The 25,666-nt window shown below is 70.6% G+C and carries 24 protein-coding genes; 6 read left to right on the top strand and 18 right to left on the bottom strand.

Annotation, left to right across the window (positions count from 1 at the left end; translation table 11 throughout):
- The first annotated feature begins 165 nt into the window (after positions 1-165).
- Both ACH4SP_RS32280 and ACH4SP_RS32275 read left to right on the top strand, forming a co-directional pair.
- Positions 166-843 carry a response regulator transcription factor gene (locus ACH4SP_RS32280; RefSeq protein WP_398420310.1) on the top strand — a complete coding sequence of 226 codons (678 nt, stop codon included), beginning with the start codon at positions 166-168 and terminating at the stop codon, positions 841-843.
- Positions 840-2,000 carry a sensor histidine kinase gene (locus tag ACH4SP_RS32275; protein ID WP_398420130.1) on the top strand — a complete coding sequence of 387 codons (1,161 nt, stop codon included), beginning with the start codon at positions 840-842 and terminating at the stop codon, positions 1,998-2,000. The genes ACH4SP_RS32280 and ACH4SP_RS32275 overlap by 4 nt, the downstream gene beginning before the upstream one ends.
- A gap of 6 nt (positions 2,001-2,006) precedes the next feature.
- Here the strand turns inward: ACH4SP_RS32275 and ACH4SP_RS32270 are convergent, their stop codons facing one another.
- Positions 2,007-3,362: a class I SAM-dependent methyltransferase gene (locus tag ACH4SP_RS32270; protein WP_398420127.1), complete on the bottom strand. Its 1,356-nt coding sequence runs from the start codon at positions 3,360-3,362 to the stop codon at positions 2,007-2,009.
- 301 nt (positions 3,363-3,663) lie between these two features.
- On the opposite strand from ACH4SP_RS32270, the gene ACH4SP_RS32265 reads away from it, so the two are divergent.
- From ACH4SP_RS32265 to ACH4SP_RS32255, 3 genes are all read left to right on the top strand, one after another.
- Positions 3,664-5,583: a molybdopterin-dependent oxidoreductase gene (locus ACH4SP_RS32265; RefSeq protein WP_398420125.1), complete on the top strand. Its 1,920-nt coding sequence runs from the start codon at positions 3,664-3,666 to the stop codon at positions 5,581-5,583.
- A 56-nt stretch (positions 5,584-5,639) separates the two neighbouring features.
- A complete protein-coding gene (locus ACH4SP_RS32260) occupies positions 5,640-6,293 on the top strand; it encodes a fasciclin domain-containing protein (RefSeq protein WP_398420123.1) in 654 nt (217 codons plus the stop codon).
- A gap of 183 nt (positions 6,294-6,476) precedes the next feature.
- Positions 6,477-7,487 (top strand): RluA family pseudouridine synthase, encoded by a 1,011-nt coding sequence (locus ACH4SP_RS32255; RefSeq protein ID WP_398420121.1) that lies wholly within the window; start codon positions 6,477-6,479, stop codon positions 7,485-7,487.
- Positions 7,488-7,538: 51 nt separating this feature from the next.
- Here ACH4SP_RS32255 and ACH4SP_RS32250 read toward each other — a convergent pair whose 3' ends face one another.
- From ACH4SP_RS32250 to ACH4SP_RS32195, 12 genes are all read right to left on the bottom strand, one after another.
- Complete coding sequence (locus ACH4SP_RS32250) at positions 7,539-10,358, bottom strand: DEAD/DEAH box helicase (protein ID WP_398420119.1); 2,820 nt, start codon at positions 10,356-10,358, stop codon at positions 7,539-7,541.
- 141 nt (positions 10,359-10,499) lie between these two features.
- Entirely contained in the window at positions 10,500-11,429 is a 930-nt protein-coding gene (locus ACH4SP_RS32245) for a diacylglycerol kinase (RefSeq protein ID WP_398420117.1), read from the bottom strand.
- Between the two features lie 42 nt (positions 11,430-11,471).
- A complete protein-coding gene (gene tatC, locus ACH4SP_RS32240; protein WP_398420308.1) occupies positions 11,472-12,365 on the bottom strand; it encodes a twin-arginine translocase subunit TatC in 894 nt (297 codons plus the stop codon).
- Between the two features lie 123 nt (positions 12,366-12,488).
- On the bottom strand, positions 12,489-12,776 hold the full coding sequence (gene tatA, locus ACH4SP_RS32235) for a Sec-independent protein translocase subunit TatA (RefSeq protein WP_398420116.1): 288 nt from the start codon (positions 12,774-12,776) through the stop codon (positions 12,489-12,491).
- Positions 12,777-13,005: 229 nt separating this feature from the next.
- The gene (locus ACH4SP_RS32230; RefSeq protein WP_398420114.1) at positions 13,006-13,203 is read right to left on the bottom strand and encodes a hypothetical protein; all 198 of its coding nucleotides are present in this window, start codon (positions 13,201-13,203) and stop codon (positions 13,006-13,008) included.
- A 53-nt stretch (positions 13,204-13,256) separates the two neighbouring features.
- On the bottom strand, positions 13,257-13,511 hold the full coding sequence (locus ACH4SP_RS32225) for a hypothetical protein (RefSeq protein ID WP_398420112.1): 255 nt from the start codon (positions 13,509-13,511) through the stop codon (positions 13,257-13,259).
- A gap of 80 nt (positions 13,512-13,591) precedes the next feature.
- A complete protein-coding gene (locus tag ACH4SP_RS32220; RefSeq protein WP_398420110.1) occupies positions 13,592-14,572 on the bottom strand; it encodes a helix-turn-helix transcriptional regulator in 981 nt (326 codons plus the stop codon).
- A 15-nt stretch (positions 14,573-14,587) separates the two neighbouring features.
- Entirely contained in the window at positions 14,588-15,547 is a 960-nt protein-coding gene (locus tag ACH4SP_RS32215) for a helix-turn-helix transcriptional regulator (protein WP_398420109.1), read from the bottom strand.
- Between the two features lie 170 nt (positions 15,548-15,717).
- Complete coding sequence (locus ACH4SP_RS32210) at positions 15,718-16,092, bottom strand: FKBP-type peptidyl-prolyl cis-trans isomerase (RefSeq protein ID WP_398420107.1); 375 nt, start codon at positions 16,090-16,092, stop codon at positions 15,718-15,720.
- A gap of 44 nt (positions 16,093-16,136) precedes the next feature.
- Complete coding sequence (locus ACH4SP_RS32205; RefSeq protein ID WP_398420105.1) at positions 16,137-17,159, bottom strand: FKBP-type peptidyl-prolyl cis-trans isomerase; 1,023 nt, start codon at positions 17,157-17,159, stop codon at positions 16,137-16,139.
- Between the two features lie 178 nt (positions 17,160-17,337).
- Complete coding sequence (gene pafA, locus ACH4SP_RS32200; RefSeq protein ID WP_398420103.1) at positions 17,338-18,699, bottom strand: Pup--protein ligase; 1,362 nt, start codon at positions 18,697-18,699, stop codon at positions 17,338-17,340.
- A 9-nt stretch (positions 18,700-18,708) separates the two neighbouring features.
- A complete protein-coding gene (locus ACH4SP_RS32195) occupies positions 18,709-19,998 on the bottom strand; it encodes an MFS transporter (RefSeq protein WP_398420101.1) in 1,290 nt (429 codons plus the stop codon).
- Positions 19,999-20,127: 129 nt separating this feature from the next.
- On the opposite strand from ACH4SP_RS32195, the gene ACH4SP_RS32190 reads away from it, so the two are divergent.
- Positions 20,128-21,216, top strand: coding sequence for a LacI family DNA-binding transcriptional regulator (locus ACH4SP_RS32190; RefSeq protein ID WP_398420099.1), 1,089 nt, complete (start codon positions 20,128-20,130; stop codon positions 21,214-21,216).
- 59 nt (positions 21,217-21,275) lie between these two features.
- Here the strand turns inward: ACH4SP_RS32190 and prcA are convergent, their stop codons facing one another.
- From prcA to dop, 5 genes are all read right to left on the bottom strand, one after another.
- Positions 21,276-22,025 carry a proteasome subunit alpha gene (gene prcA, locus ACH4SP_RS32185; RefSeq protein WP_398420096.1) on the bottom strand — a complete coding sequence of 250 codons (750 nt, stop codon included), beginning with the start codon at positions 22,023-22,025 and terminating at the stop codon, positions 21,276-21,278.
- Positions 22,026-22,106: 81 nt separating this feature from the next.
- A complete protein-coding gene (prcB, locus tag ACH4SP_RS32180; RefSeq protein WP_398420094.1) occupies positions 22,107-22,952 on the bottom strand; it encodes a proteasome subunit beta in 846 nt (281 codons plus the stop codon).
- Positions 22,904-23,497, bottom strand: a complete 594-nt coding sequence (locus ACH4SP_RS32175; RefSeq protein WP_398420092.1) for an endonuclease domain-containing protein — start codon at positions 23,495-23,497, stop codon at positions 22,904-22,906. Before ACH4SP_RS32175 ends, prcB begins: the two co-directional genes overlap by 49 nt.
- Positions 23,498-23,521: 24 nt before the next feature.
- Positions 23,522-23,740, bottom strand: a complete 219-nt coding sequence (locus ACH4SP_RS32170; protein WP_345224656.1) for a ubiquitin-like protein Pup — start codon at positions 23,738-23,740, stop codon at positions 23,522-23,524.
- Positions 23,741-23,905: 165 nt separating this feature from the next.
- Complete coding sequence (gene dop / locus ACH4SP_RS32165; RefSeq protein WP_398420089.1) at positions 23,906-25,417, bottom strand: depupylase/deamidase Dop; 1,512 nt, start codon at positions 25,415-25,417, stop codon at positions 23,906-23,908.
- Positions 25,418-25,666 lie beyond the last annotated feature (249 nt).

The raw sequence follows: 25,666 nt of genomic DNA, 5'->3' as shown, positions 1-25,666 counted from the left end.
ACCTCCAGTGGAGCGGGCGCCGTGTTGCCCGGACGTTTCGAGTTCCGGATACGTTCCCGATATGCCCGCCGTAGTTCCATGGGGCGGCGGACCGGACGCCCGTACGACAAGCACCACGAACAGAACGAGTGCGCCAAGCACCACAAGCACAGGGAGAACCCGCCGATGCGCGTGCTGATCGTCGAGGACGAGCTCTATCTCGCGGAGGCCGTCCAGGCGGGGCTCCGGCTGGAGGCCATCGCCGCCGACATCGCCGGGGACGGCGACACCGCCCTCGAACGCCTCGGCCTGTACCCGTACGACGTGGTCGTGCTCGACCGCGACATCCCCGGCACGCACGGCGACGACGTCTGCCGCACCATCGTGGAGCGCCGGCTCGGCTGTCGCGTGCTGATGCTGACCGCGGCGGGCCACCTCGACGAGAAGGTCACCGGTTTCGAACTCGGCGCCGACGACTACCTCACCAAGCCCTTCGACCTGAAGGAGCTCGTCGTACGGCTGCGCTCGCTGGCCCGTCGCCCCAAGGACAGCGCTCCGCCGATCCTCGAACACGGGGATCTGCGCCTGGACCCGTTCCGCCGCGAGGTGTTCCGCTCGGGCCGCTACGTCTCGCTCACCCGTAAGCAGTTCGCCGTACTGGAGGTCCTGATGGCCGCCCGGGGCGGTGTCGTCAGCGCGGAGAGCCTGCTGGAGAAGGCCTGGGACGAGCACGCCGACCCGTTCACCAACGCGGTCCGCATCACCATTTCCACCCTGCGCAAGCGACTCGGCCAGCCGTGGGCCATCCACACCGTGCCCGGCGTCGGCTACCGCCTCGACGAAGGATCAGACCCCTCCGTATGAACGCCGTGAACACCCCCCGCACCCCCCTCCGCACTGCCCAGGACCCTGCCGCGACCCGTCCCCGCCGCCTCTCCGCCCGCCTTCGGCTGACGCTCAGCTACGCCCTGTTCGCCGTCGTCGCGGGCGCGCTCGCCCTGGCCGTCGTCTACGTGGCCATGTACAAGATCCCCAACTACCCGCTCACGGCGTCGAATCCGCGCGACAACGCCGTCGCCCCCACCCGGGGCGAGATCCTGCACCAGGTGGTGCAGTACTCCGCCCTCGCCCTCCTCGTCGTCACCGTGATCGGCCTCGCCGGGGGCTGGATCATCGCGGGCCGGGTGCTGCGCCCGCTGCAGGAGATCACCCGGGCGGCCGACCGGGCCGCCGCCGGTTCGCTGGAGCACCGCATCGGACTCACCGGCAGGCGCGACGAGTTCACGGATCTCTCCGACACCTTCGACCACATGCTGGGCCGCATCCAGGAGTCCTTCGAGGCACAGCGCCGCTTCACCGCGAACGCCTCGCACGAGCTGCGCACCCCCCTCACCGTCTCCCGCACCATGCTGGACGTCGCGGTCGCCGACCCGTCGGGCCAGGACTACGGGCGGCTGGTCTCCCGGCTGTACGAGACCAACCAGCGCGGCATCGAGATCGTCGAGGCGCTGCTCCAGCTGTCGGCCCTGGACCGCACCGAACTCGCCCTGGATTCGGCCGACTTGGCGGAGGCCGCCACCGAGTCCCTCGGCCTGATCGGCGAGGAGGCCGCCGAGCGGGGCATCACCGTCTCCGCCGAAACCCTGCCCGCCCCGGTCACCGGCAACGCCGTCCTGCTGCGCCAGGCCGCCCTCAACCTGCTGCAGAACGGCCTGCGGCACAACCTGCCCACCGGCGGCACCGTCACCCTGACCACCGGCACCACCCCCGCCGGGCAGTCCACGCTGACCGTGACGAGCACCGGCGAGCAGCTCCGGCCCGAGGCGGTCGCCACGTACGCCGAACCCTTCCTGCGCGGCCGTGGCCGGCTGGCGGGCACCACCGGGGGCTCGCCGCGCGGCCACGGCCTGGGGCTGGCCATCGTCTCCGGCATCGTCGACGCGCACGGCGGCACCCTGGACCTGCGTCCGGCCCCCGGCGGCGGCCTCACCGCGTCGGTCACCCTCCCCGGACCCCGCTGACCCCCTTCACCGGGTTCCCCGGGGCCCCTCTCCCGCCGTCAGCAGCAGCTGCCGCACATCGAGGTACCCGGACCGGAATCCCGCCTCCGAGTACGCCAGGTAGAAGGACCACAGCCGGCGGAACGTCAGGTCGAAGCCGAGTGCGTCCACCTGGCCCGCCCGCCCCTCGAAGCGCTCGCGCCACAGCCGCAGGGTCTCCGCGTAGTGCGCGCCGAAGCCGTCCGAGCGGGTCACCCGCAGCCCGGTGCGCGCGGCGGTGATCTGCTCGATGGCGTCCACCGAGGGGATCAGCCCGCCGGGGAAGACGTACTTCTGGATCCAGGTGTACGTGTTCCGGCTGGCCAGCAGCCTGTCGTGCGGCATGGTGATGGCCTGGAGGGCGACCTTGCCGCCGGGGGCGAGGAGCCGCTCCAGGGTGGCGAAGTACTCGGGCCAGAACTCCTCCCCCACCGCCTCGATCATCTCGACGCTGACCACGGCGTCGTAACTCCCGCTCACCCGGCGGTAGTCGCGCAGCAGAACCGTCACCCGGTCCTCGAATCCCGCCTCCGCGATGCGCCGCATCGCCAGCTCCCGCTGCTCGGTCGAGAGGGTGACGGTGGTGACGCGGGCCCCGCGCCGGGCCGCCCGGATCGCCAACTCGCCCCAGCCGGTGCCTATTTCGAGCACCTCGCTGCCCGCGCCGACATCCGCGAGGTCGAGCAGCCGGTCGATCTTGCGGCGCTGGGCGGCGGGCAGGAGTTCGTGCGTCGCCGGGAGGGCGGGGAAGACGGCGGACGAGTAGGTGAGGGTCTCGTCGAGGAAGAGGGCGAAGAGGTCGTTGGACAGGTCGTAGTGGTGGCTGATGTTGTCGCGCGACCCCTCGGGGGTGTTGCGGCGGGCGGCGGGCTGCTTCAACGCCCAGACCCCGCGCAGCCGTTGAAGGGGGCGCGGCACCAGGGCCGCCGCGTGGTCGGCGAGTACGGTCAGTACGCCGACGAGGTCCTCCGCCACCCACTCCCCGGCCATGTAGGACTCGCCGAAGCCGATCAGTCCGCCCGCGCCGACCCGCCGGTACAGGGCGCCGGGCGCGTACACCCGCATGACGGGGCCGCCGCGCCCCAGCGTCGTACCGTCCCGGAACCTCACGGTCAGCGGCAGCCCGGCCAGCGCGCGCCGCACGATCAGCCGGGCGGCGGCGGTGCGCACCGCGGACGCCTTCGGCAGCCGGGCCACATCGGGCCAGCGGCCCGCGTCCACGCGGAAGGCAGCGGCGGGCACGGTCTCCGGGGACACGGCCGTCGCGGGACCGGCCGTCGCGGGACCGGCCGTCGCGGAACGGGCCGTCACGGGACGGCCCGTCGGGGGCAGGGACACGCTCATTCGACACCCTCCTGGGGTTGATGACAGGGACATGGCCGCACGGCGGCCGCAGGCGAGGGTGCCCGTCGGCGGGACAGACCGGCGAGGACACCCAACTCCTTCTTCACATCGGCCAGTTGACCCTTCGACAGGGCCCGTCCGCAACAGGTGGCGGCGGCGTGGCCCGTCAGCGTGTCGGACCTCGGCGAAGACTCCCCCTACTTCTTCGGAACCGTGGGCCCGGTGGATTGGTCGATGCCCCGGAAGAAGGAACCGGTCCGCAGGACCAATCCGCCCCCGTACCCCGCTGCGAATCACTTGCGTGAGCGGAAAACAACGCACCTTCGCAAGCGCGGCCGGCGGTCTGGTCGCCGGATTCGCGGCGCTGTGCGCCGCGGAACTGGCGGCAGCGGCGGTACGCCCCGAGGCTGGCCCGGTGGCCGCCGTGGGCGGCGCGGTCGTGGACCGCACGCCCGCCGCGGTGAAGGACTTCGCGGTCCGCACCTTCGGCACCGCCGACAAGCTGGTCCTCCAGCTCGGCATCCTGACGCTGCTGGCCCTGTTCGCGGTGACGGTGGGCCTGCTGTCCGCCCGGTACCGCCGCACCGGGGTGCTCCTGGTCCTCGCCTTCGGCGCGCTCGGCGCGTGGGCGGCCCTGGAACGCCCCGACGGACGGCCCCCGGACGCACTGCCCTCGCTGATCGGCGGTCTGACGGGCTGCGCGGTGCTGTTTCTCCTCACCTCAAAACTGGGCCCCCGGCCGTCTCCCGCGGCTGAGGAGACGGCCGGGGCGCCCGGGTCCTGGCCGGACTCCGACAAGGGGAATGTGGGCTCCCGTTCCGGCCCGGCCGGCCCCGACCAGGCCGGGGGCCCGCCGGATGCGGCTTCCCCGGCCGCCCCCGACGGGCGGAGGCGGGGCGCTGCGGGACCTGCCTCCGCCCGTACGGAAGACTCGCCGGACGACGGTCCCGTGGCCTCGGGGCCGCACCGCCCGGACCTCCCCCGGAACATGGTCCCGGGGCCCGTCGGGAGCGACGGTGCCCGCACGGACACCGCGCACGCGGACGGCGAGGCCCCGAACAACACGGACGCGACGCCCGCCGTCACGCCCCGCACCCCCGCCCCCGACCGCCGCGCTCTTGACCGCCCCGCCTTCGACCGCCGTGCCTTCGTGATCGCCGCGTCCGCCGTTGCCGCCGCGTCCGCCGGTGCCGGGCTGCTCGGCCGTCGGCTGAACTCCGGGCGGCAGGCCGACGCCGCCGCCGCACGCTCCCGGATCGCGATTCCCGCACCGGCCGAGCGGGCCCGCCCTGTGCCTTCAGGCGCCGAGCTGCGCGTGCCCGGCCTGGGCCCGCTGACCACCCCCAACCGGGACTTCTACCGCGTCGACACCGCCCTCGTCGTGCCCCGCGTGGACGCCACCCGCTGGCGCCTGACGATCCGCGGCAAGGGCGTGTCCCGCCCGCTGACCCTCTCGTACGAGGACCTGCTCAGGCGCCCGCTGATCGAGCGCGACATCACCCTGACCTGCGTGTCCAACCAGGTCGGCGGCCCCTACGTGGGCAACGCGCGGTGGATCGGCGTACGGCTGGCGGACCTGCTCCGCGAAGCGGGCGTACGGCCGCCCAGCGGCGGCGGCCCCGCCGACCAGCTCGTGGCGCGCTCCGTCGACGGCATGACGCTCGGCTCGCCCGTCGAGACGGTCCTGGACGGCCGCGACGCCCTCCTCGCCGTGGGGATGAACGGGGAGCCGCTCCCCTTCGACCACGGCTTCCCGGTCCGCATGCTCGTCCCCGGCCTGTACGGCTATGTATCGGCGTGCAAGTGGATCCAGGGCCTCGAACTGACCTCGTTCGACGACTTCGACGCGTACTGGGTGCGCCGCGACTGGGCCCGCGAGGCGCCGGTCAAGACGCAGTCGCGCATCGACACCCCGCGCCCCTTCGCGTCGCCGAAGGCGGGCGAGGTGACGGTCGCCGGGGTCGCCTGGGCGCAGCACCGGGGCATCGCCCGGGTGGAAGTGCGCGTCGACGGCGGCCCGTGGCAGGACGCCGAGCTGGCCGCCGAGACCAGCCGCGACACCTGGCGGCAGTGGCGGTGGCCGTGGCGGGCCGCCGCCGGGAGCCACACCCTCGAAGTCCGCGCGACGGACCGCGAGGGCGACACCCAGACCGAACGCCGCGTCGGAACGGTCCCCGACGGCGCGACCGGCCTCCATTCGGTGGTGGTCTCCGTGACCTGACCCCGAACGCACCATCCCCCCACCCCAATTCCCGCGCACTGTCCAAGGAGAACGTCATGAGCACCACCCGTACCCTCGCCCGTCGTGCCGCCCTCGCCGTCGCCGCGGCGGCCGTCGTCCCGCTGGCTCTCACCGGCTGCTCGGACGACGGCAAGTCCACGGACGCCGCCGCCAAGTCCTCGCCCTCGCAGGAGGCGAGCACGGGCGCGGCCCCCTCCGACACGGCCCCGGCTTCCGGCCCGTTCGGCCCGGGCTGTGCCGGTGTCCCGAAGGAGGGCAAGGGCAGCTTCGACGGCATGGCCAAGGACCCGGTGGCCACCGCCGCGTCCAACAACCCGGCCCTCTCCACCCTGGTGACCGCGGTCAAGAAGGCAGGCCTGGTCGACACCCTCAACAACGCCCAGAACATCACGGTGTTCGCGCCCACCAACGACGCCTTCGCCAAGCTCCCGAAGGCCGACCTGGACGCGGTGCTCGCCGACAAGGCCAAGCTGACCAGCATCCTCACCTACCACGTGGTCGGCCAGAAGCTGACCCCGAAGCAGCTGGAGAGCGGCACCTACCCGACCCTCCAGAAGTCCACCCTCACCACCTCGGGATCCGGCGAGGCGTACGAGGTCAACGACGCGTCGAAGGTGGTCTGCGGCAACGTCCCGACCGCCAACGCGACGGTCTACATCGTCGACACCGTCCTGATGCCGAAGGCCTGACGGCACCCGGGCGAAGGACCCGGACGCAGGCTCGTCCGCCGGCACGGTCGTCCGCGGTCGTCCGCGGCCGTCCGCGACGCCTTGGGCGCGCCCCCGAGTTTCCCCTCGGGGGCGCGCCCCCGTGCGCTTCGGGCACTGCCGCCGACCGCACAGCGGTCCGCCCCTCCGTACCCTTGTCCCGACATGAACCGAAGACCCCGCCGCCGCAGGCCCACCCCGTCCCCGCTTCCCCAGCGCCTCGGCATCGACCCCGTCCACCTGAAGTTCCCGCCCGCCGGGACGGCAGGCACAGCAGGCACGACAGGCACGGCAGGCACAGCAGGCACGGCAGGCACAGGCTGCCCGCCCAGCGCCCGCTCCCACCTCCTCGCCACCCTCTCCGCCGCCGGCCCCGGCACCGTCGACCGCATGCTCCGCACCGGCGCGTTCGTCACCGCCGACGGCACCCCCCTCGCCCCGGACGCCCCCTACACCCCGGGTCTCGACATCTGGTTCCACCGCGACCTCCCCGCGGAGCCCCCGGTCCCCTTCGCCCTCCAGGTGGTCCACCGCGACGACCGCATCCTGGTCGCGGACAAGCCGCACTTCCTGGCCACCACCCCGCGCGGCAGCCACATCACCCAGACCGCGCTCGCCCGCCTCCGCCACGACCTCGGCATCCCCGCCCTGAGCCCGGCGCACCGCCTGGACCGGCTGACCGCGGGCCTGGTGCTCTTCGTCGTCGACCCGTCCGCCAGGGGCGCGTACCAGAACCTCTTCCGGGACCGCCAGGTCCGCAAGGAGTACGAGGCGTTGGCCCCGTACGACCCGGACCTCGCCCTCCCCCGCACGGTCCGCAGCCGGATCGAGAAGGTCCCCGGCATCGTCGCCGCCCGCGAGGTCCCCGGCGAGCCCAACAGCGAGAGCCGCATCGAACTGGCCGAACACCGGGCGGACCTGGCCCGCTACCGCCTCACCCCCCGCACCGGCCGCACCCACCAGCTGCGCGTCCACATGAACGCCGTCGGCCTCCCCATCCTCGGCGACCCGTACTTCCCGCACCTCACGGACCCGGCCCCGGACGACTTCTCCCGCCCGCTCCAACTCCTCGCCCGCACCCTGGAGTTCACCGATCCCCTCACCGGCGCCCACCGCCGCTTCGAGAGCCGCCGCACCCTCCGGGCCTGGGCGGACCCCGACGGCTGGGCAGCATGACGAAGGCCCCGGCCGGATCAGAGTCCGACCGGGGCCCAGCGCATCAGCGGGCTATCCCACCGAGCTGTACGCCACCACTCCCCGCCGCACCGCGTCCACGGCCTTCCGGGCGTTCTTGGCGACCGTGCTGTCCTCCCTCGGTGCCGCGGCGGCGACCTGCCCCAGCACGTCGATCACCTGCTTGCACCAGCGCACGAAGTCACCGGCCGGCATCTCCGCCTCGCGCAGCACCTCGTCGAGGTTCCTGCCGGAGGCCCACAGGTGGACCGCCCAGGCGAATCCGAGGTCGGGCTCGCGCTGGCCGACGCCCTCCGCCTGGTTGATCCTGTGGTCCTCCTCCAGGGCGTCGAGCCGGCCCCAGATCCGCACCATCTCGCCGAGCGCCTCCTTCGCCGCACCCCCGGGCACCTTCGGCGCCACCGCGTCGTCGGACTGGCGCGCCTCGTAGACCAACGCCGAGACGCACGCGGCCAGTTCGGCCGGGCCAAGGCCCTCCCAGACGCCCTCGCGCAAGCACTCCGAGGCCAGCAGATCCAGCTCGCCGTACAGGCGCGCCAGCCGCTTGCCGTGCTCGGTGGCCTCGTCGCCGCGCAGGTAGTCCAGCTCGGTCAGCAGGGCGTAGATCCGGTCGAAGGTACGGGCGATGGTGTTGGTCCGCCCCTCGATCCGCTGCTCCAGCTGCCGGGTGTCGCGCTGCAGCCGGTAGTACCGCTCCGCCCAGCGGGCGTGGTCCTCGCGCTCGTCGCAGCCGTGGCACGGGTGCGCGCGCAGTGCGGCCCGCAGCCGGGCGATCTCCCGGTCGTCGGCCGCCTCAGCCCGCCCCTTGCGGTGCCGCTCGGGCGCGATGTGCCCGGCCTTGGAACGCAGTTGGGACGCGAGGTCGCGCCGCGACTGCGGAGAGCGCGGGTTGAAGGACTTCGGGATCCGCATCCGGTCCAGCGCCTCCACCGGCACCGGGAAGTCGATGCCCGCGAGCCGCTTGACCTGCCGCTCGGCGGTCAGCACCAGGGGCCGCGGCCCGTCGTGCTGCTCGAACCCGCGGTGCCCGTTGGTGCGGCCCGCCGGAACTCCCGGGTCCAGCACCAGTGCCAGGCCCGCGAACTTCCCCGTCGGCACGTGGATGACGTCACCGATCTTGAGCTTCTCCAGCGAGCCTGCCGCAGCCGCCCGCCGCTGGGCCGCGCCCTGCTTGGCCAGGTCGGTCTCCCGGTCCTTGAGCTCACGGCGCAGCGCCGCGTACTGGGCGAAGTCCCCGAGGTGGCAGGTCATGCCCTGCTCGTAGCCCTCAAGACCCTCCTCGTTCCGCTGGACCTGCTTGGAGATGCCGACGACCGACTTGTCCGCCTGGAACTGCGCGAAGGAGGTCTCCAGGAGCTCGCGCGAGCGGTGCCTGCCGAACTGCTGGACCAGGTTGACCGCCATGTTGTACGACGGCTTGAAGCTGGAGCGCAGCGGATACGTGCGCGTGCCGGCGAGGCCCGCGAGCGCGCCCGGGTCCATGCCGCGCTGCCAGAGCACCGCCGCGTGTCCCTCGACGTCGATGCCGCGCCGCCCGGCCCGCCCGGTGAGCTGGGTGTACTCGCCGGGGGTGATGTCGGCGTGCTGCTCGCCGTTCCACTTGACGAGCTTCTCCAGCACCACGGACCTGGCGGGCATGTTGATGCCCAGTGCCAGGGTCTCCGTCGCGAAGACGGCCTTCACCAGGCCGCGTACGAACAGCTCCTCCACGACCTCCTTGAAGGTCGGCAGCATGCCCGCGTGGTGCGCGGCGATGCCCCGCTCCAGGCCTTCCAGCCACTCGTAGTAGCCGAGGACGTGGAGGTCCTCGCCCGGGATCGCGGCGGTCCGCTCCTCGACGATCTCGCGGACCCGCTGCCGGGCGTCCTCGTCGTTGAGCCGCAGCCCCGCGTACAGGCACTGCTGGACGGCGGCCTCGCAGCCGGCCCGGCTGAAGATGAACGTGATCGCGGGCAGCAGCCCTGCGGAGTCGAGCCGCTCGATGACCTCGGCCCGGCTCGGCGTCCAGATCCGGGTGCGGGAGCGGCGCTCGCGCTCCCGGTCGGCCTCGCGGACCATCTTGCCCTTGCGCCGGTCGCGCGGATTGTACGTCTTCTGGTTCTCCATGCGGGCCATGCGCAGCAGGTCCGGGTTGACCTCGCGGCGCCCGCCGCGGCCGTCGTCGGACTCCTCGAAGAGGTCGTACATCTTCCGCCCGGCCAGCACGTGCTGCCACAGGGGGACGGGGCGGTGCTCGGAGACGATGACGGCGGTGTCGCCGCGCACCGTGTCGAGCCAGTCGCCGAACTCCTCCGCGTTGGACACGGTCGCCGACAGCGACACCAGGGTCACCGACTCGGGCAGGTGAATGATCACCTCCTCCCACACTGCTCCGCGGAAGCGGTCGGAGAGGTAGTGCACCTCGTCCATGACCACATAGGCGAGGCCGAGCAGGGACTGCGAGCCCGCGTAGAGCATGTTGCGCAGCACCTCGGTGGTCATGACGACCACGGGCGCGTCCGCGTTGACGCTGTTGTCACCCGTCAGCAGCCCGACCTTGTCCGCGCCGTAGCGCTTCACGAGGTCCTGGTACTTCTGGTTGGACAGCGCCTTGATGGGCGTGGTGTAGAAGCATTTGCCGCCCTGCGTGAGGGCGAGGTGCACGGCGAATTCGCCGACGATCGTCTTGCCCGAGCCGGTGGGTGCCGCGACCAGTACGCCCTTGCCCGCCTCCAGCGCCTGGCAGGCCTCGATCTGGAACGGGTCCAGGTCGAATTCGTACATGGCGCGGAAGGGGGCGAGCGCGGTGGCCTCCTCGGCGGCGCGGATCCGGGAGGCGGCGTATCGCTCGGCTGGTGAGAGGTCCTCTGTCATCTTGTCTTCGAGCCTACCCGCCACCTCTGACACTCAGCCCGATCTTTATTCACCCTTGGAATCCGGCCGCGGGACCCGGCTCTCGCGGGGCGCCGGGACCGGGGTGGACCGGGGTTTCCGTGCGGCCCGGCCCGGCCCCCGTCACCGGCCCGGCGCGTCCTGCAGCAGCACCCGCACGGCCCCCGGCACGCACTGCGCGGTCAGCGGCAGCGCCCCGAGCGGCTCCCCGTCGGCGTACGCGGTGATCCCCGCCGCCGACAGCTCGATCTTCTTCGCCCGGTGGGTGCTGATGGCGGGGTGGCCCAGATGCGTCCCCCGGTACACCTTCGGGAAGACCCGGACGAGGGTCGTACGGGAGCAGTCGCCGACCACCGTCACGTCGAACAGGCCGTCGTCTAAGCGGGCGCCCGCACAGATCCGCATGCCGCCGCCGTACGACGTCCCGTTGCCGACGGCGACGAGCGTGGCGGCGATCTCCCGCACGGGCCCGTCGTCGAGGCGCATCCGGTACGGGGTCGGCCGGAAGGACGCGAGTTCGGCGAGGATCGCCAGGTCGTACTTGAAGCGTCCGGCGGGCAGCCGCATCCGGTTGCCGCGGTCGTTGACCCGCGAGTCGAACCCGGAGGCCAGCACCCCGCCGAACCACCGGCCGCCGGTCCGCCCCAGGTCGATCTCCCGGGCCCGGCCGGCCAGCAGCGCCCCGGCCGCCCGGCGGGCGGCCGCCCACGGGTCCCGTACCGGAAGGCCGAGCGCCCGCGCGAAGTCGTTCCCGGTGCCCACGGCGACCACCCCGAGCGGGACGGCGGTGCCCGCGACGGCCTGCAGCGCGAGGTTGACCATGCCGTCGCCGCCGACGGCGACCAACGCCCCGGTCCCGGCGGCGACGGCCTCGCGCGCCCGCCGCAGCGCGTCGTCGGCGTCGATGCCCAGCACCGTACGCACGGAGAAACCGGCCTCCCGCAACGCGGCAGCGGCCGGCTGCGCGGCCTGCGCGCCCCGGCCGCGGCCCGCGGTGGGATTGACGAACAGCGTGATCTCACCGCTCGTGGAACCGCTCACCGAGCTGGCCACAGAAAGGTCCCCCCAGACGTCGTCCGGGGGGACCCTACAAGATCAGGTGATGTCGTCGTAGCCGTTCAGCTGCTTCGGGCCCTTGGTGCCGGACTGCTCCGGCAGCATCCGGGCGGCGGAGACCGGTTCGACCTCGTGGCCCAGGGGCTCGGGCGTCAGGTCGAGGTCGGACGCCTCGTCGTCGTCGAGAGCTGCGTCCGGGTTGTTGCGCCGGCGCCGCTTGTCGTTCAGCAGCGAGAAGCCGACGGCGAGGAAGTAGAGGACGACGATCGGTCCGGAGAGGGCGAGCATGCCGACCGGGTCGGTCGTCGGGGTGATCACCGCACCGAAGACGAAGACGCCCATGATGACGCCGCGCCACCACTTGACCATCGTCTTGCCGCTGAGCACGCCGGTGAGGTTGAGCATCACCAGCACCAGCGGGAGTTCGAAGGCCAGGCCGAAGACCAGCACCATGCGCAGGGTGAAGTCGAGGACGTCACCGAGCGAGAGGATGTTCGCGGAGCCTTCCGGCGTGAGGCTGATCAGCACCTTCACGCTGACGGGAAGGATCATGTACGCGAGGTAGGCGCCCATCGCGAAGAGCGGCACGGCTGCGCCGACGAAGGCGTACGTGTACTTCTTCTCGTTGCGGTGCAGGCCCGGGGCGACGAAGGCCCACAGCTGGTACAGCCAGATCGGGCTGGAGACCACCAGACCGGCGGTGAGGCTGAGCTGGATGGTGACGCTGAAGGGTGCCATCAGCGTGTTGAACGAGACGATGGCGCAGTTGCCGCCGTCGCTCGTCTGGCCAGGACCGCACTTGGGCACGGACTGGGTGATGAACTGCATCAGGTCCTGGCTGTAGACCAGGGCCACGATGGTGACCGCCAGGATCGCGAGCACGCCCTTGGCGAGCCGGTTGCGGAGCTCACGCAGGTGCTCGATGAGGGGCATCCGCCCCTCGGGGTCCTTCTCCTGCTTGCGGGCAGACTTGAGCAACCCACGTCCTCATCTCGTGCGGCGGGCCGTCACCGGTTCAGGTGCTGCACCGGATCTTGCTGCTGGCGGAAGCCGGTGTCAGCGCTTGGTGTCGGTCGGCTCGGTCACCGGGCGCGAGCTGGTCACGTCCCCGGGGGCCGCCTTGATCGTGCGGGGCGCCGACACGTCCTGGGCGGTGCCCGGAGCCGGCGGGTCCGCAGGAGCGGCGGTGTCCGAGTCGTCCTTCTTCATCGCCTTCGCCTCGCTCTTGAGGATGCGGGCGGACTTGCCCAGCGAACGCGCCATGTCGGGAAGCTTCTTGGCGCCGAAGAGCAGCACGATGAGCAGAATGATCAGGATGATTTCGGTGGGACCGAGCCTACCCATTGTGTTTACCTTCTTCACCGAGGCGACGGAGTCTGGTTGCCCGACCGGCCGGACACCTGTCCGGTCGCCGCGCTGGCAGCGATCGTAACCCGTGGGGGTAAACGCAGGGCAATGCTTGTGCGTCCCCCCGGTTGCGGCCCGCCGCCTCGATCGGGGCCGCACACTTCGAGCGTACCGCCCCTGTCGGCACTGGTGGAGACCAGTGCGGTGAGTGGGGCGGGACCCGGTGCTACCGCAGTGCGTCACCGGTCCGCGCCAGGCTTTCCGCCGACCGTTCCAGGTCCCCCGCGGCGACGTTGATCCGCTGCGAGGCCTCCGCGACCTGGCGCCCCAGACGGCGCACTTCGACGAAGACCCTGATTGCCAGGGCGCCGAGCACGGCGAGTCCGAGGAATCCGAGAGCGATGGCGAGCATGGGCCAGAACATGGGCAGAGCCTAAGGGGTCGGATCGGGTCGGATCGGTGTGCGGAGCGCGGAGGTCAGAGCGCGGAGTGCAGGCGCAGCGTGCGCACGCCGCCGCGCGTGAGGAGTTCCACGATCCGCTCCCCGGCCGGCTTGCGGACCGCGTTCCCGCACTCCGGGCAGGTGAAGGAGTAGAAGGTGGTACGACGGCTGCCGCCGATCGCCAGCCGCAGCGCGTCCGCGTCCAGCTCGAAGCGGGCGCGGCAGTCCGGGCAGGCCGCCTTGAAGAAGACCGCCTCCACCGGAGCGGCAAAACCAGACATCACAGACATGTCCCCAGCTCTCCTCGTGCCTTGTTCTCCACGCGTGGTTCTTTACGCCCGCTCCGCGGGACACCTTGCTGCGCGAGCTGCTACGCGAGCCCGTCCGGCCCCTCGGCCGGCTCCGACTCGTACGCCGCGAGGGCGTCCCTGGCCGCCTCCCGCGCACTGACCGCGAGCCCGACCGGCGACACGATCCGCCCGTCCCTGCCGAGACGCAGCGCGAGCCGCCGCAGCGAGGTGGGGTCCGGGGTGCGCAGCGTGACCCGCAGCCCCCCGTCGGCAAGTTCCTCGGCACTGTCGTGCGGGTAGTACTCGGCGACCCAGCGCCCGCCGGGCCCCACCTCGACCACCACCTCCGGGTCCTCCGCGGCCGGCTGCACGAGCCCCTCCGACAGGTCCCGCAGCTCGATCTCCGGCGGCGCCGACGGCTCGTCGAGCAGCTTGATCTCCGCGACCCGGTCCAGGCGGAACGTACGCCGCGCCTCGGACAGCCGGCACCACGCCTCCACGTACGTATGACCCACCGCGAACAGCCGGATCGGGTCCACCTCGCGCTCGGTCAGCTCGTCCCTGGCCGGCGAGTAGTAGCGCAGCCAGAGCCGCCGCCGCTCCGAGATCGCCCGGTCGACGTCCGCGAAGACCCCGCCCTCCGACTCGAACGTCACCGAAAGCCGCGAGCTCGCACCGGCCGCCTCACCGGCCGCCGCCTCCAGCTTCGCCGTCGCCCGCAGCAGCGCCTGCCGGTCGCCCTCGCGCAGACCGGGCAGCGTGGACACCGCCCGCGCGGCCACCAGCAGCGCCGTCGCCTCGTCCGCCGCCAGCCGCAGCGGCTCCGCCACGTCGTCCGGGTTGTGCCACCAGATCCGCTCGCCGTCGGTGTCGATGTCGAGCAGGTCACCGCCCCTGAAACTCGTCCCGCACATCGGCAGCACGTCCAGGTCCGAGATCAGCTCGTCCTGGGTGATGCCGAAGGCCCGCGCCACGTCGTCGACGTGCGCCCCGGGCCGTTCCCGCAAATACGTCACCAGCGACAGCATCCGCCGCGTCTGGTCGATGGCATTGGTCGCCATGAGAAGTCCCCGCCCTCAGCCCTTGGCCACGGCGCGCAGCCGGTCCACGACGTCCGCCCGCAGATCAGCGGGCTCCAGCACGACCACGTCCGGGCCGAATTCCACCAGCCAGGCATCAAGACCGTGCCCGTACGGAATCGCCAACTCGTCCCACCCGTCGCCCAGTTCCCGCACCGCGGTCGCCCGCGAACGCAGCGGATACCCCGACCCCGCCCGCAGCCTGATCAGCGCACTGCGGGTCGCGGTCTCCCCCGCCCAGCTCTCCACGGTCTCCCGTACGGTCACCACGTCCGGCACCTCCACGGTGAAGGCCCCCGCCCGCGAGCGCACCTTGCCCGTGATCCGCGACAGCCTGAAGACCCGCTCCGCCCCCCGGTCGCGGTCCCAGCCCGCCAGGTACCAGTGACCGCGCCAGCACTCCAGCGTCCACGGCTCCACATGCCGGGTCTCCGGACGGGCCGCGGTCGCCTTGCGGTAGTCGAACACGACAGGACGGCGGTCCCGGCAGGCCAGCATCAACGGCTCGAACGCCGCCTCGTGCACCGGAATCCGCGGCTCCAGCGCACTGTGCTGCTGCGTCGCGTACGGGTCGTCCGCCTCCGGCATCCCGGCCGCACGCAGCTTCTGCAGCGCACCACTGGCCGCCCCCGCGAGCCGGGCCTGCTGCCACACCTTCGCGGCAAGACCCAGCGCGGCGGCCTCCTCCGCGTCGAGCGTGATGGCCGGCAGCCGGTTGCTGTCCCGGCGGGCCAGATAACCGACGTCGCCGTCCAGGTTCTCCACGGTCTCGATGACCAGACCCAGTTCGCGCAGATCGTCCTTGTCCCGCTCGAACATCCGGTTGAAGGACTCCTCGTTGCCCGCCTCCAGGTAGGCCTCGATGGACTCCTTCAACTCACGCTTGCTGAGCGGGCGCCGGGTCCCCAGCAGGCACAGCGCCAGGTTCATCAAACGCTCGGCCTTGGCAATCGCCATCGACGCCCTCTCTCCCGAAGTGCGCCGTGAACCGTCCCGGCGCTACGACCGTCGACCGTACCGCCCCGGGGTGTCGCGGCAAAAGCCGAGGGCAGAAGCAGAGGGCCCCCGCCGGTCCGGCAGGGGCCCTCGTACCACTGCGCGCGGATGCGCGCCGCTACTCTCCGCGATCAGACGGAAACCAGGTCGCAGACGAAGATCAGCGTCTCGCCCGGAGCGATCACACCGCCGCCCGCGCCACGCTCGCCGTACGCCAGGTGCGACGGGATGGTCAGCCGACGACGGCCGCCGACCTTCATGCCCTGCACACCCTGGTCCCAGCCCGCGATGACCTGACCGGCGCCGAGCTGGAACTCCAGCGGGTTGCCGCGGTTCCACGAGGCGTCGAACTCCTCGCCGGTGGAGAAGGCCACACCGACGTAGTGGACCTTCACGTAGTCGCCGGCCTTGGCAACGGCGCCGTCGCCCTCCCAGATGTCCTTGATCTCAAGGTCCTTCGGGACGTCACCCTCGGGAAAGTCGATCTCGGGCTTCTCGATGCTCACTGCTCTGCTCCTACTTCGTACCTGTCGGGACAACCGGGACAGTCTTACATTGCCGCCAGGATGTCCACCACGAAGACCAGCGTGGAGTTGGCCGGCAGGGTCTCGCCCTTGGCCTCCTTGCCGTAACCCATCTCCGGCGGGATCACCAGCAGAACGCGGCTGCCGACCTTCTTGCCGACCAGACCCTGGTCCCAGCCCGGAATGACCTGACCCGCACCGATCGCGGTGACGAACGGCGAACCCGTCTTCCAACTGGCGTCGAAGAGCTCCGCCTTCGGCTTGCCCTCGTTCAGCTTCCAGGCCGCACCGCTGTACTGCATGTACACGGTCTGGCCCTTCTTCACCTCCGCGCCGTCACCCTCGATCAGCGTGTCCGAGACCAGCTTCTTCGGCGGGTCGTTCTTCGGAATCGTGATCGTGGCGGCCTCTTCCTTGTCCGCCTGGATCTGCGGCAGGTCCGCGGCGATGTCCTTCTGCTTCCCCTCCGCCTTCTTGGGGATGATCTTCTGGATGTCCAGCACGAAGACCAGGTTGTCCTTCGGACCGACCTTCATCTCCGGCTTGCCCTGCGGACCCCACGCGGCAGCCGGCGGAGCCACGACCAGCACCCGGCTGCCGACCTTCTGCCCCAGCACACCCTGCGCGAACGCCGGAATGACCGTCGGCGAACCCGCCGAGATGACCTGCGGCGGCGCGGCCTTCTCCCCGTACGAACCACCCAGCGACTGGGCGCCCTTCCAGATCCTGGCCTCGTAACCGGCCATCACGAGGTCGCCCTTCTTGACCTCGGCGCCGTCCCCCTCCGAGACCGTCTTCACGACGAACTTCCCGCTCGGCTCCTTGTCCGGGATGGTCAGCTGGGGCTGCTTGCCCGCCTCGCCCTTCACCGTCGGCATCGGCGCGGCATCCGTCACCGGCTTGGGCGCCTCGGGCTGCTTCTCCTGCTCCGCCGCCTTGTCGGGCGACGAGGACGAGCTCTTCCCGTCCGTCGGTTCCTTGTCACCGCCCCCACAGGCGGTCAGCGCCAGGGCCGGAACGATCAGGAAGGCTGCAAGTCGGCGTCGCACAGGTGTCCTCGGGGTTGCTGGGACTGGTCAGTGGCCGCCACTCTACGGCCCGGTCCCCCCAGGACGGCGGAGGGCGTGCAGAGGGCCCCGCAGACAAAGGTCCACGGGGCCCCGGGAGTGAGAACACTCCGCCGCACGCCCGCCGGAAAGCCCGATCACCCTCCTGCCGGCGTCCCGGCTACATGCCCGCGATCAGCTTCTCCACCCGGTCGTCCACCGACCGGAACGGGTCCTTGCACAGCACGGTGCGCTGCGCCTGGTCGTTGAGCTTCAGATGCACCCAGTCGACGGTGAAGTCCCGCCGCTGCTCCTGCGCCCGCCGGATGAAGTCCCCGCGCAGCCGCGCCCTGGTCGTCTGCGGAGGCACCGACTTGCCCTCGAAGATCTTCAGGTCGTTGCAGATCCGGGCCGCCTGGCCCTTCTTCTCCAACAGGTAGTACAGACCCCGGCGCCGGTGGATGTCGTGGTAGGCGAGGTCTATCTGCGCGACCCTCGGGTGCGACATGGGCATGTTGTGCTTCGCCCGGTACCGCTCGATCAGCTTGTACTTCATGACCCAGTCGATCTCGGTGCCGATCCGGTCCAGATCCTCCGCCTCGATCGCGTCGAGGGTCCGGCCCCACAGCTCCAGCACCCTCGCCACATTGCCCTCACGGATCCCGCGACGGTCGACGAAGTCCACGGCCTTCTCGTAGTACTCGCGCTGCACCTCCAGCGCGGACGCCTCCCGCCCACTGGCGAGACGCACCTTGCGCTGGCCCGTGATGTCGTGACTGACCTCACGGATCGCCCGGATCGGGTTCTCCAGCGTCAGGTCCCGCATCACCGTGCCCGCCTCGATCATGCGCAGCACGAGATCGGTGGCACCGACCTTCAGCAGCATGGTCGTCTCGGACATGTTCGAGTCGCCCACGATCACATGCAGACGGCGGTAGCGCTCCGCGTCCGCGTGCGGCTCGTCACGGGTGTTGATGATCGGCCGGGAACGGGTCGTCGCGGAACTGACGCCCTCCCAGATGTGCTCGGCACGCTGACTCACGCAATACACCGCACCGCGCGGCGTCTGCAGCACCTTGCCCGCACCGCACAACAACTGGCGCGTCACCAGGAACGGAATGAGGATGTCCGCGAGCCGCGAGAACTCACCGTGACGGGCCACGAGGTAATTCTCGTGACAGCCGTAGGAGTTCCCGGCGGAATCGGTGTTGTTCTTGAACAGATAGACGTCGCCCGCGATTCCCTCCTCGTGCAGGCGGCGTTCGGCGTCGACGAGCAGGCCTTCGAGAATGCGCTCGCCGGCCTTGTCGTGGGTGACCAGCTCGGTCAGGTTGTCGCACTCGGGTGTTGCGTATTCCGGATGCGATCCCACGTCGAGGTACAGGCGGGCGCCGTTCCGCAGGAAGACGTTGCTGCTGCGGCCCCATGACACAACACGGCGGAAGAGGTAGCGCGCCACTTCGTCAGGAGACAGTCGGCGCTGTCCCCTGAACGTGCACGTGACGCCGTACTCGTTCTCCAGCCCGAAAATGCGGCGGTCCATGTCTGAACATTACGCCTGATGGCCTGAGCTGAAACCGGGTTCGACGGCACCGATTCGATCATTTTCAAAAGCCCCGTCGATGTTTACGGCCGCTGCGCCTCCCTCGCCCACCAGGCCGTCAGCCGGAGGAACCGTCAGCACCCGGCGCGTCGACAGCAGAACCAGCAGCGCCAGCACCCCGCCGACCGACGCCACCGCGAAACTCGCCGCCGTACCGCCCAGTTCGACCGCGGGCCCCGCCGCACCCGTACCGACCGCCGAACCCACCCCGAACGTCGTCACCAGCCACGAGAACGCCTCCGTCACCGTCCCGCGCGGCGCATGACGGTCCACCACGATGAACGCACACGCCAACGCCGGCGCCAGGAACACCCCCGCCACCCCCGCCAGCACCGACATCGCCACGATCCCCGGCGTCAGCATCAACGGCAGATACCCCGCCGCCAACAGCGCCACGATCACCCGCAGCCGCGGCTCCGGAGCCCCCGCCCACTGCCGCGCCCCGTACACCAGACCGCCCAGCAGCGCACCGAGCCCCAGCGCCGCCATCAGCACCCCGTACACCCACGACTTCCCGTGGTCGTCGCCGTACGCCACCCCCGCCACCGTGATCGACCCCAGCGCCACCCCCACGAAGAAGAACGCCCCGAGCAGCGCCAGCAGACCCGGCGAACGCAGCGCCCCCAGCCAGTGCGCCTCGCGCGGCGCCGAACGCCACTTGCGCGACGGCTCCGAGACCACCACCGAGAGCGCGCCCAGCACACCTATCCCGTTGATCACCAGCAGCGCGGCCGCCGGGGACCACAACGACACCAGCAGCGTCACCAGCAACGGGCCGACCGTGAACATGATCTCCTGGGCGACCGCGTCCATCGCGTACGCCCGGTGCACCTTGTCCCCGTCCCCCAGCACACTCGGCCACAGCGCCCGCAGCCCGCCCTCAAGAGGCGGCGTGAAGAGACCCGCGACCACCACCGCCGCGTACGCGAGCACCGGGTGGCCGATGCCGGACAGGCACAGCAGCAGCACACCCAGCGCGGACAGGAACGCCGCCGGGAGCTGCACCCTCGGCTGCCCCTTCAGGTCCACCGCCCGCCCGAGCAGCGGCTGCCCGACCGCGTTCGCCACCCCGTACACCGCCGCCAGCGCACCGCCCAGCGTGTAGCTCCCGCCCTCGGCCCGGGTGAACAGCATGATCGCGATCGGCGCCGTCGCATTCGGCAGCCGCCCCACCAGCGTCCCGGCCAGCAGGCGCGCGGCGTGCCGCGTCCCGAGCAGTTCGGCGTATCCCGCGGCCATCTGTTCCGCCCTTCGCCTCGGCGCCGTCAGCGCGCAGGTTTTACGTATAACGTCCGGCGTCATACGTACCATGTGCACAGCCCGGAGGTCCACCGCACGACCCCGGCCCAGGCACGTACGGAGAACCCGGTGACCACCCCCGCCCACCCCGCCCGCACCACCCCCACCAGCCGGGACGTCGCCCGGGCGGCAGGCGTCTCCCAGGCCACCGTCTCCCTCGTCCTCGGCGACAAGTGGCAGGGCCGCGTCTCCGAACGCACCGCGGGACTCGTCCGCGCCACCGCCGCCGACCTCGGCTACCGCCCCAACCAGGCCGCCCGCAGCCTGCGCCTCGGCCGCACCCGCACCGCCCTCCTCGTCGTCCCCGCCCTCACCAACGAATTCTTCGCCCGCGTCTACGCCGGAGCCGCCGCCACCGCCGCCGAGCACGGCTTCGGCGTCGTCCTCTACCCCTCCCCCGACGGCATCGGCCCCGCCCGCGACCCCTTCGCCTCCGCCCGCACCGCCCTCGACGGCGTCATCGCCTCCTCCATGGCCACCGGCGCACTCGGCGCGCTGCGCAGCGCGGGCCTCCCCCTCGTCATGCTCGACAGCGACCCCGACGACACGGACGACACCGACGGCACCGGGGGCACCCGGGACACGGGAAGCACTGGTGGCGCCGAGGGCGCCGCCGCCCACGTCAACCTCGCCATCGCCGACGGCATGCACCAGATCGCCGCCCACCTCCTCGACCTCGGCCACCGCCGCTTCGTCCACCTCGCGTCCGCCGTCGACTCCTGGACCTTCGACGTGCGCGCCCGCGCACTCGCCGAAACCCTCGGCGCGACCCCCGACGCCTCGCTGCGCACCGTACGGGCCGCCCTCGACGTGCACAGCGCCCGCGAGGCCACCACCCGCACCCTCACCGAAACCACCACCCGCCCCACCGCCCTGATCTGCGACGACGACATCCTCGCTGCCGGCGCCTGCAAGGCCCTGCACCGCCTCGGACTGCGCGTCCCCGACGACGTCTCCGTCACCGGCTTCGACGACCTCGCCCTCGCCACCGCCCTCGAACCCGAGCTGACGACCGTACGACTCCCCGCCGAACAGGTCGGAAACCGCGGCATGGCCGCCCTCATCGCCGTGCTTGAGGGACGGACCCCCGACAGCACCGACCTCCCCGTCGAACTGGTCGTACGGGGCACCACCGCACCGCCCCCTCCCGCGCCCTGACACACGTGTGGCCCCGGACCGCGCTCACGGTCCGGGGCCACACGCCGACTCCTGGGGAACTACTCCTCCTCGGTGTCCGAAGGCACCTCGGTCGGCGCCGACGCATCACCGTCGGCCTCAAGCAGCCGCGACAGCTGCCGCCCCACGATCCGCTTGAACTTCCGCTGCTGCGGCCGCGTACGATCCAGCACGGCCACTTCGAGCCGCTCCGCCGGAATCTCCCGCTCCGTACCGTTGGTGTCCCGCGACAGCGCCTGCACGGCAAGCTTCAGCGCCTCCGCCAGACCCATGTCGTCACGGTGCCGCTGATCCAGATAACTGCTGATCTGCTCGGCATTGCCGCCCACCGCGACCGAACCGTGCTCGTCCACGATCGACCCGTCGTGCGGCAACCGGTAGATCTGGTCGCCCTCCGGCTCCGTACCGACCTCGGCGACCACCAGCTCCACCTCGTACGGCTTCTCCGCATTGCTGGAGAAGATCGAACCGAGCGACTGGGCATACACGTTCGCCAGACCGCGCGCCGTCACATCGTCACGGTCGTAGGTGTACCCGCGCAGATCGGCGTACCTGACGCCACCGATCCGCAGGTTCTCGTACTCGTTGTACTTGCCGGCGGCCGCGAAGCCGATCCGGTCGTAGATCTCGCTGAACTTGTGCAGCGCACGGGACGGGTTCTCGCCGACGAAGACAATGCCGTCGGCAAACTGCAGCACAACCAGGCTGCGTCCACGGGCGATGCCCTTCCGAGCGTATTCCGCCCGGTCGGCCATGGCCTGCTGGGGTGAGACATAGAACGGCGTCGACACCGGCTATCCGTCCCTTTCTGTCAGAGGCAAAAACATCAAAGAAGCTGAAGAATCTCGGGAATTCACACAGAACCCCGGAACTCAGAGCAGCGCGGCCCGCGGACCGTCGGGCTGCACCAGACGCTTCTCCAGAATCGTCCGGGCCAGCTCGGCGGACTCGTCGTCCGTCAACCGCCGGAAACCGTCCTCCGTGATGACGGTCACGATCGGATAGATCCGCCGCGCCACATCGGGCCCGCCGGTCGCCGAATCGTCGTCGGCCGCGTCGTAGAGCGCCTGGATGACCAGCGTCGTGGTCTCCTGCTCCGTCAGGTCCTTCCGGTACAGCTTCTTCATCGAGCCGCGCGCGAACACGGAACCCGACCCGGTGGCCGCGAACCCGAGTTCTTCCGAGCGGCCGCCCGTGACGTCGTACGAGAAGATACGGCCCTTCTCGCGGTCGACGTCGTAACCGGCGAAGAGTGGCACAACGGCCAGCCCCTGCATGGCCATTCCGAGATTCGACCGGATCATCGTCGAGAGGCGGTTCGCCTTGCCCTCGAACGAGAGCGTGGCGCCTTCCACCTTCTCGAAGTGCTCCAGCTCAAGCTGGAAGAGCTTCACCATCTCGACGGCCAGACCGGCCGTGCCCGCGATCCCGACCGCCGAGTACTCGTCGGCCGGGAAGACCTTCTCGATGTCGCGCTGGGCGATCATGTTCCCCATGGTCGCGCGCCGGTCGCCGGCGAGGACGACCCCGCCGGGGAACGAGGCGGCCACGATGGTCGTCCCGTGCGGCGCTTCGACGACGCCCTGCACGGGCGGCAGCACCCGGTTGCCGGGGAGCATCTCGGGCGAGTGCTCACCGAGGAAGTCCATGAACGAGGACGACCCGGGCGTCAGGAAGGCAGCTGGTAGACGCCCGGTGCTACGAGTGTTGGCTTCCACGCGTTTCCCTCCAGGTATGCGATGGCCCGACGCAAGGTGTCGGGATCATCTCCCAACTGGCCGATGGCCGCATTGCAGTTGAAGCACAGTACGCCTCGGACCCTACCCGTCTCGTGGCAGTGATCCACATGCACGGCGGGAGCCTTCAGACAGATCGTGCAGACGCCGGCTTGGGAGGCGATCATTTCGTCGCGTTCGGCTTCGGTGAGGCCGTAGGAGCGTTTCAGGTGGTCGGCACGCCCCTGTTCCGCCCGGCACGGTTTGCACCGCGTGGCCAACCCGTCCGAAGCGGTGGCATTGCGATGCCATTCGCTGTGCGGCTTGATCTGGCCACAACCGCGGCACTCTTTGTAGCCAGGCGGAACATGCACTTTTTCGCGAACCGCTTTTCCCAGCGCTTCTTGGCGTCGACGGTAATGCTGAGCACCATATTCCGCGACACATTGTCGACACCTGACTTGAAGCCCATCAGGCCGCGAACGGTTGGCAGCGAATTGCTCCAGAGGAAGAACTCGAGAGCATCCCGTACAGCGTTTCTCTTTCACAACCCGAACCGTGTCCGATTTGCCCTACTGACCGCCCTTTTGTACGAATCCGCGCACGAACTCCTCGGCATTTTCCTCAAGCACGTCGTCGATTTCGTCGAGTACAGAGTCCACGTCGTCCGAAAGCTTTTCCTGTCGTTCCTTGAGGTCTTCCGAGCCCTGCGCCTCCGCAGTCTGCTCTTCGGTCTCCTCGGTGGAACGCGTCGCCTTCTGCTGTCCGCCGCCGGTGTCCTTGGTCGCCATCTCTACCTCACCCCGCTCGGTTGGATGCTTTTGCTGCTGGTCGCTTACCGGACCCTTGATCAGACCCTATAACCGGGGTCCGACATCCGCTCCGTACTTCTGTGATTCCCACTTGTCGCGCATTTCAGCCGCGCCACCGTGTGTCAGCCGCGCATCAGCCGCACATCAGCCGCCCGACAGCACCCGGACCAGTTCGTCCGCCGTGCGACACCTGTCCAGCAGCTCCTTGACGTGGTTCCTGGTGCCCCGCAGCGGCTCAAGCGTCGGTACCCGCTGGAGCGAGTCCCGCCCCGGCAGGTCGAAGATCACCGAGTCCCAGGAGGCCGCCGCGACGTCGTCCGCGTACTGCTCCAGGCAGCGGCCGCGGAAGTACGCCCTGGTGTCCTCAGGAGGCTTCGTCTCGGCCCGCTCGACCGCGCTCTCGTCCAGCAGCCGCTTCATCTTTCCGCGGGCCGCCAGACGGTTGTAGAGCCCCTTGTCAGGCCGTACGTCCGCGTACTGGAGGTCGACCAGGTGGAGCCTGGGCGCGTCCCATTCGAGGTTGTCGCGGCGGCGGTAGCCCTCCAGGAGCTCCCGCTTGGCGATCCAGTCCAGTTCCCCGGACAGGCTCATCGGGTCGTTCTCCAGACGGTTCAGCACGTCCTCCCACCGAGTGAGGACGTCCTTGGTCTGGTCGTCGGCGTCGGCCCCGTACCGCTCCTCCACGTACTTCCTGGCCAGCTCGAAGTACTCCATCTGCAGTTGTACGGCGGTCAGTGAGCGGCCGCTGCGCAGCGTGACCAGATGCTGCAGGGAGGGGTCGTGGGAGACCTGGTGCAGGGTGCGCACCGGCTGGTCCACGGCGAGGTCGACGTTGATGAAGCCGTCCTCGATCATGGACAGCACCAACGCCGTCGTCCCCAGCTTCAGGTACGTCGAGATCTCGGAGAGGTTCGCGTCACCGATGATCACGTGCAGCCTGCGGTACTTCTCGGCGTCGGAGTGGGGTTCGTCGCGGGTGTTGATGATGGGGCGCTTGAGGGTGGTCTCCAGGCCGACCTCCACCTCGAAGTAGTCGGCGCGCTGGCTGATCTGGAAGCCGTGTTCGTGTCCGTCCTGGCCGATGCCGATGCGTCCGGCGCCGGTGATGACCTGGCGGGAGACGAAGAACGGGGTGAGGTGGCGCACGATGTCCGAGAAGGGGGTCTCCCGCTTCATCAGGTAGTTCTCGTGCGTGCCGTAGGAGGCGCCCTTGTTGTCGGTGTTGTTCTTGTAGAGCAGGATCGGCTGGGCGCCGGGGAGCTGGGCCGCGCGTTCGGCGGCTTCGGCCATGATGCGTTCGCCGGCCTTGTCCCAGAGGACGGCGTCCATGGGGTTGGTGATTTCCGGGGAGCTGTACTCGGGGTGCGCGTGGTCGACGTAGAGCCTGGCGCCGTTGGTCAGGATGACGTTGGCCAGGCCGATGTCCTCGTCGGTGAGCTGGCTGGAGTCGGCTGCTTCGCGGGCGAGGTCGAAGCCCCGTGCGTCCCTGAGCGGGTTCTCTTCCTCGAAGTCCCAGCGGGCGCGGCGCGCCCGGTGCATCGCCGCCGCGTAGGCGTTGACGATCTGGGACGAGGTGAGCATGGCATTGGCGTTGGGGTGCCCGGGGACGGAGATTCCGTATTCCGTCTCGATGCCCATTACTCGCCGTACGGTCATGCGGCCCTCCTTGCCCGGCGCTGCCCCCGTCCTGGGGCGGCGCTCAAGTACCGCTGGATTTCGGGTGCGTGTGCGGTGCCCGTCCCCGCACTGTGCGTCCGGCGGTGGCGGTAGGGAAGAGCCTAGAACGCCTTTGCGCTGGTGGGGAGATCAATACCGTCATTGCTGTGTTGTGGCTGGGTTGTGCTGTGGTTTCCGGTGGGTTTCTGCGGTTGCCGTTGGTCTCCGGTGGAATGCAGTCGGCTGCGG

Origin of the sequence: Streptomyces sp. NPDC021093, from assembly GCF_044333135.1 — a bacterium.
GTDB lineage: Bacteria > Actinomycetota > Actinomycetes > Streptomycetales > Streptomycetaceae > Streptomyces.
This window is presented reverse-complemented; position numbering and strand designations above follow the sequence as displayed.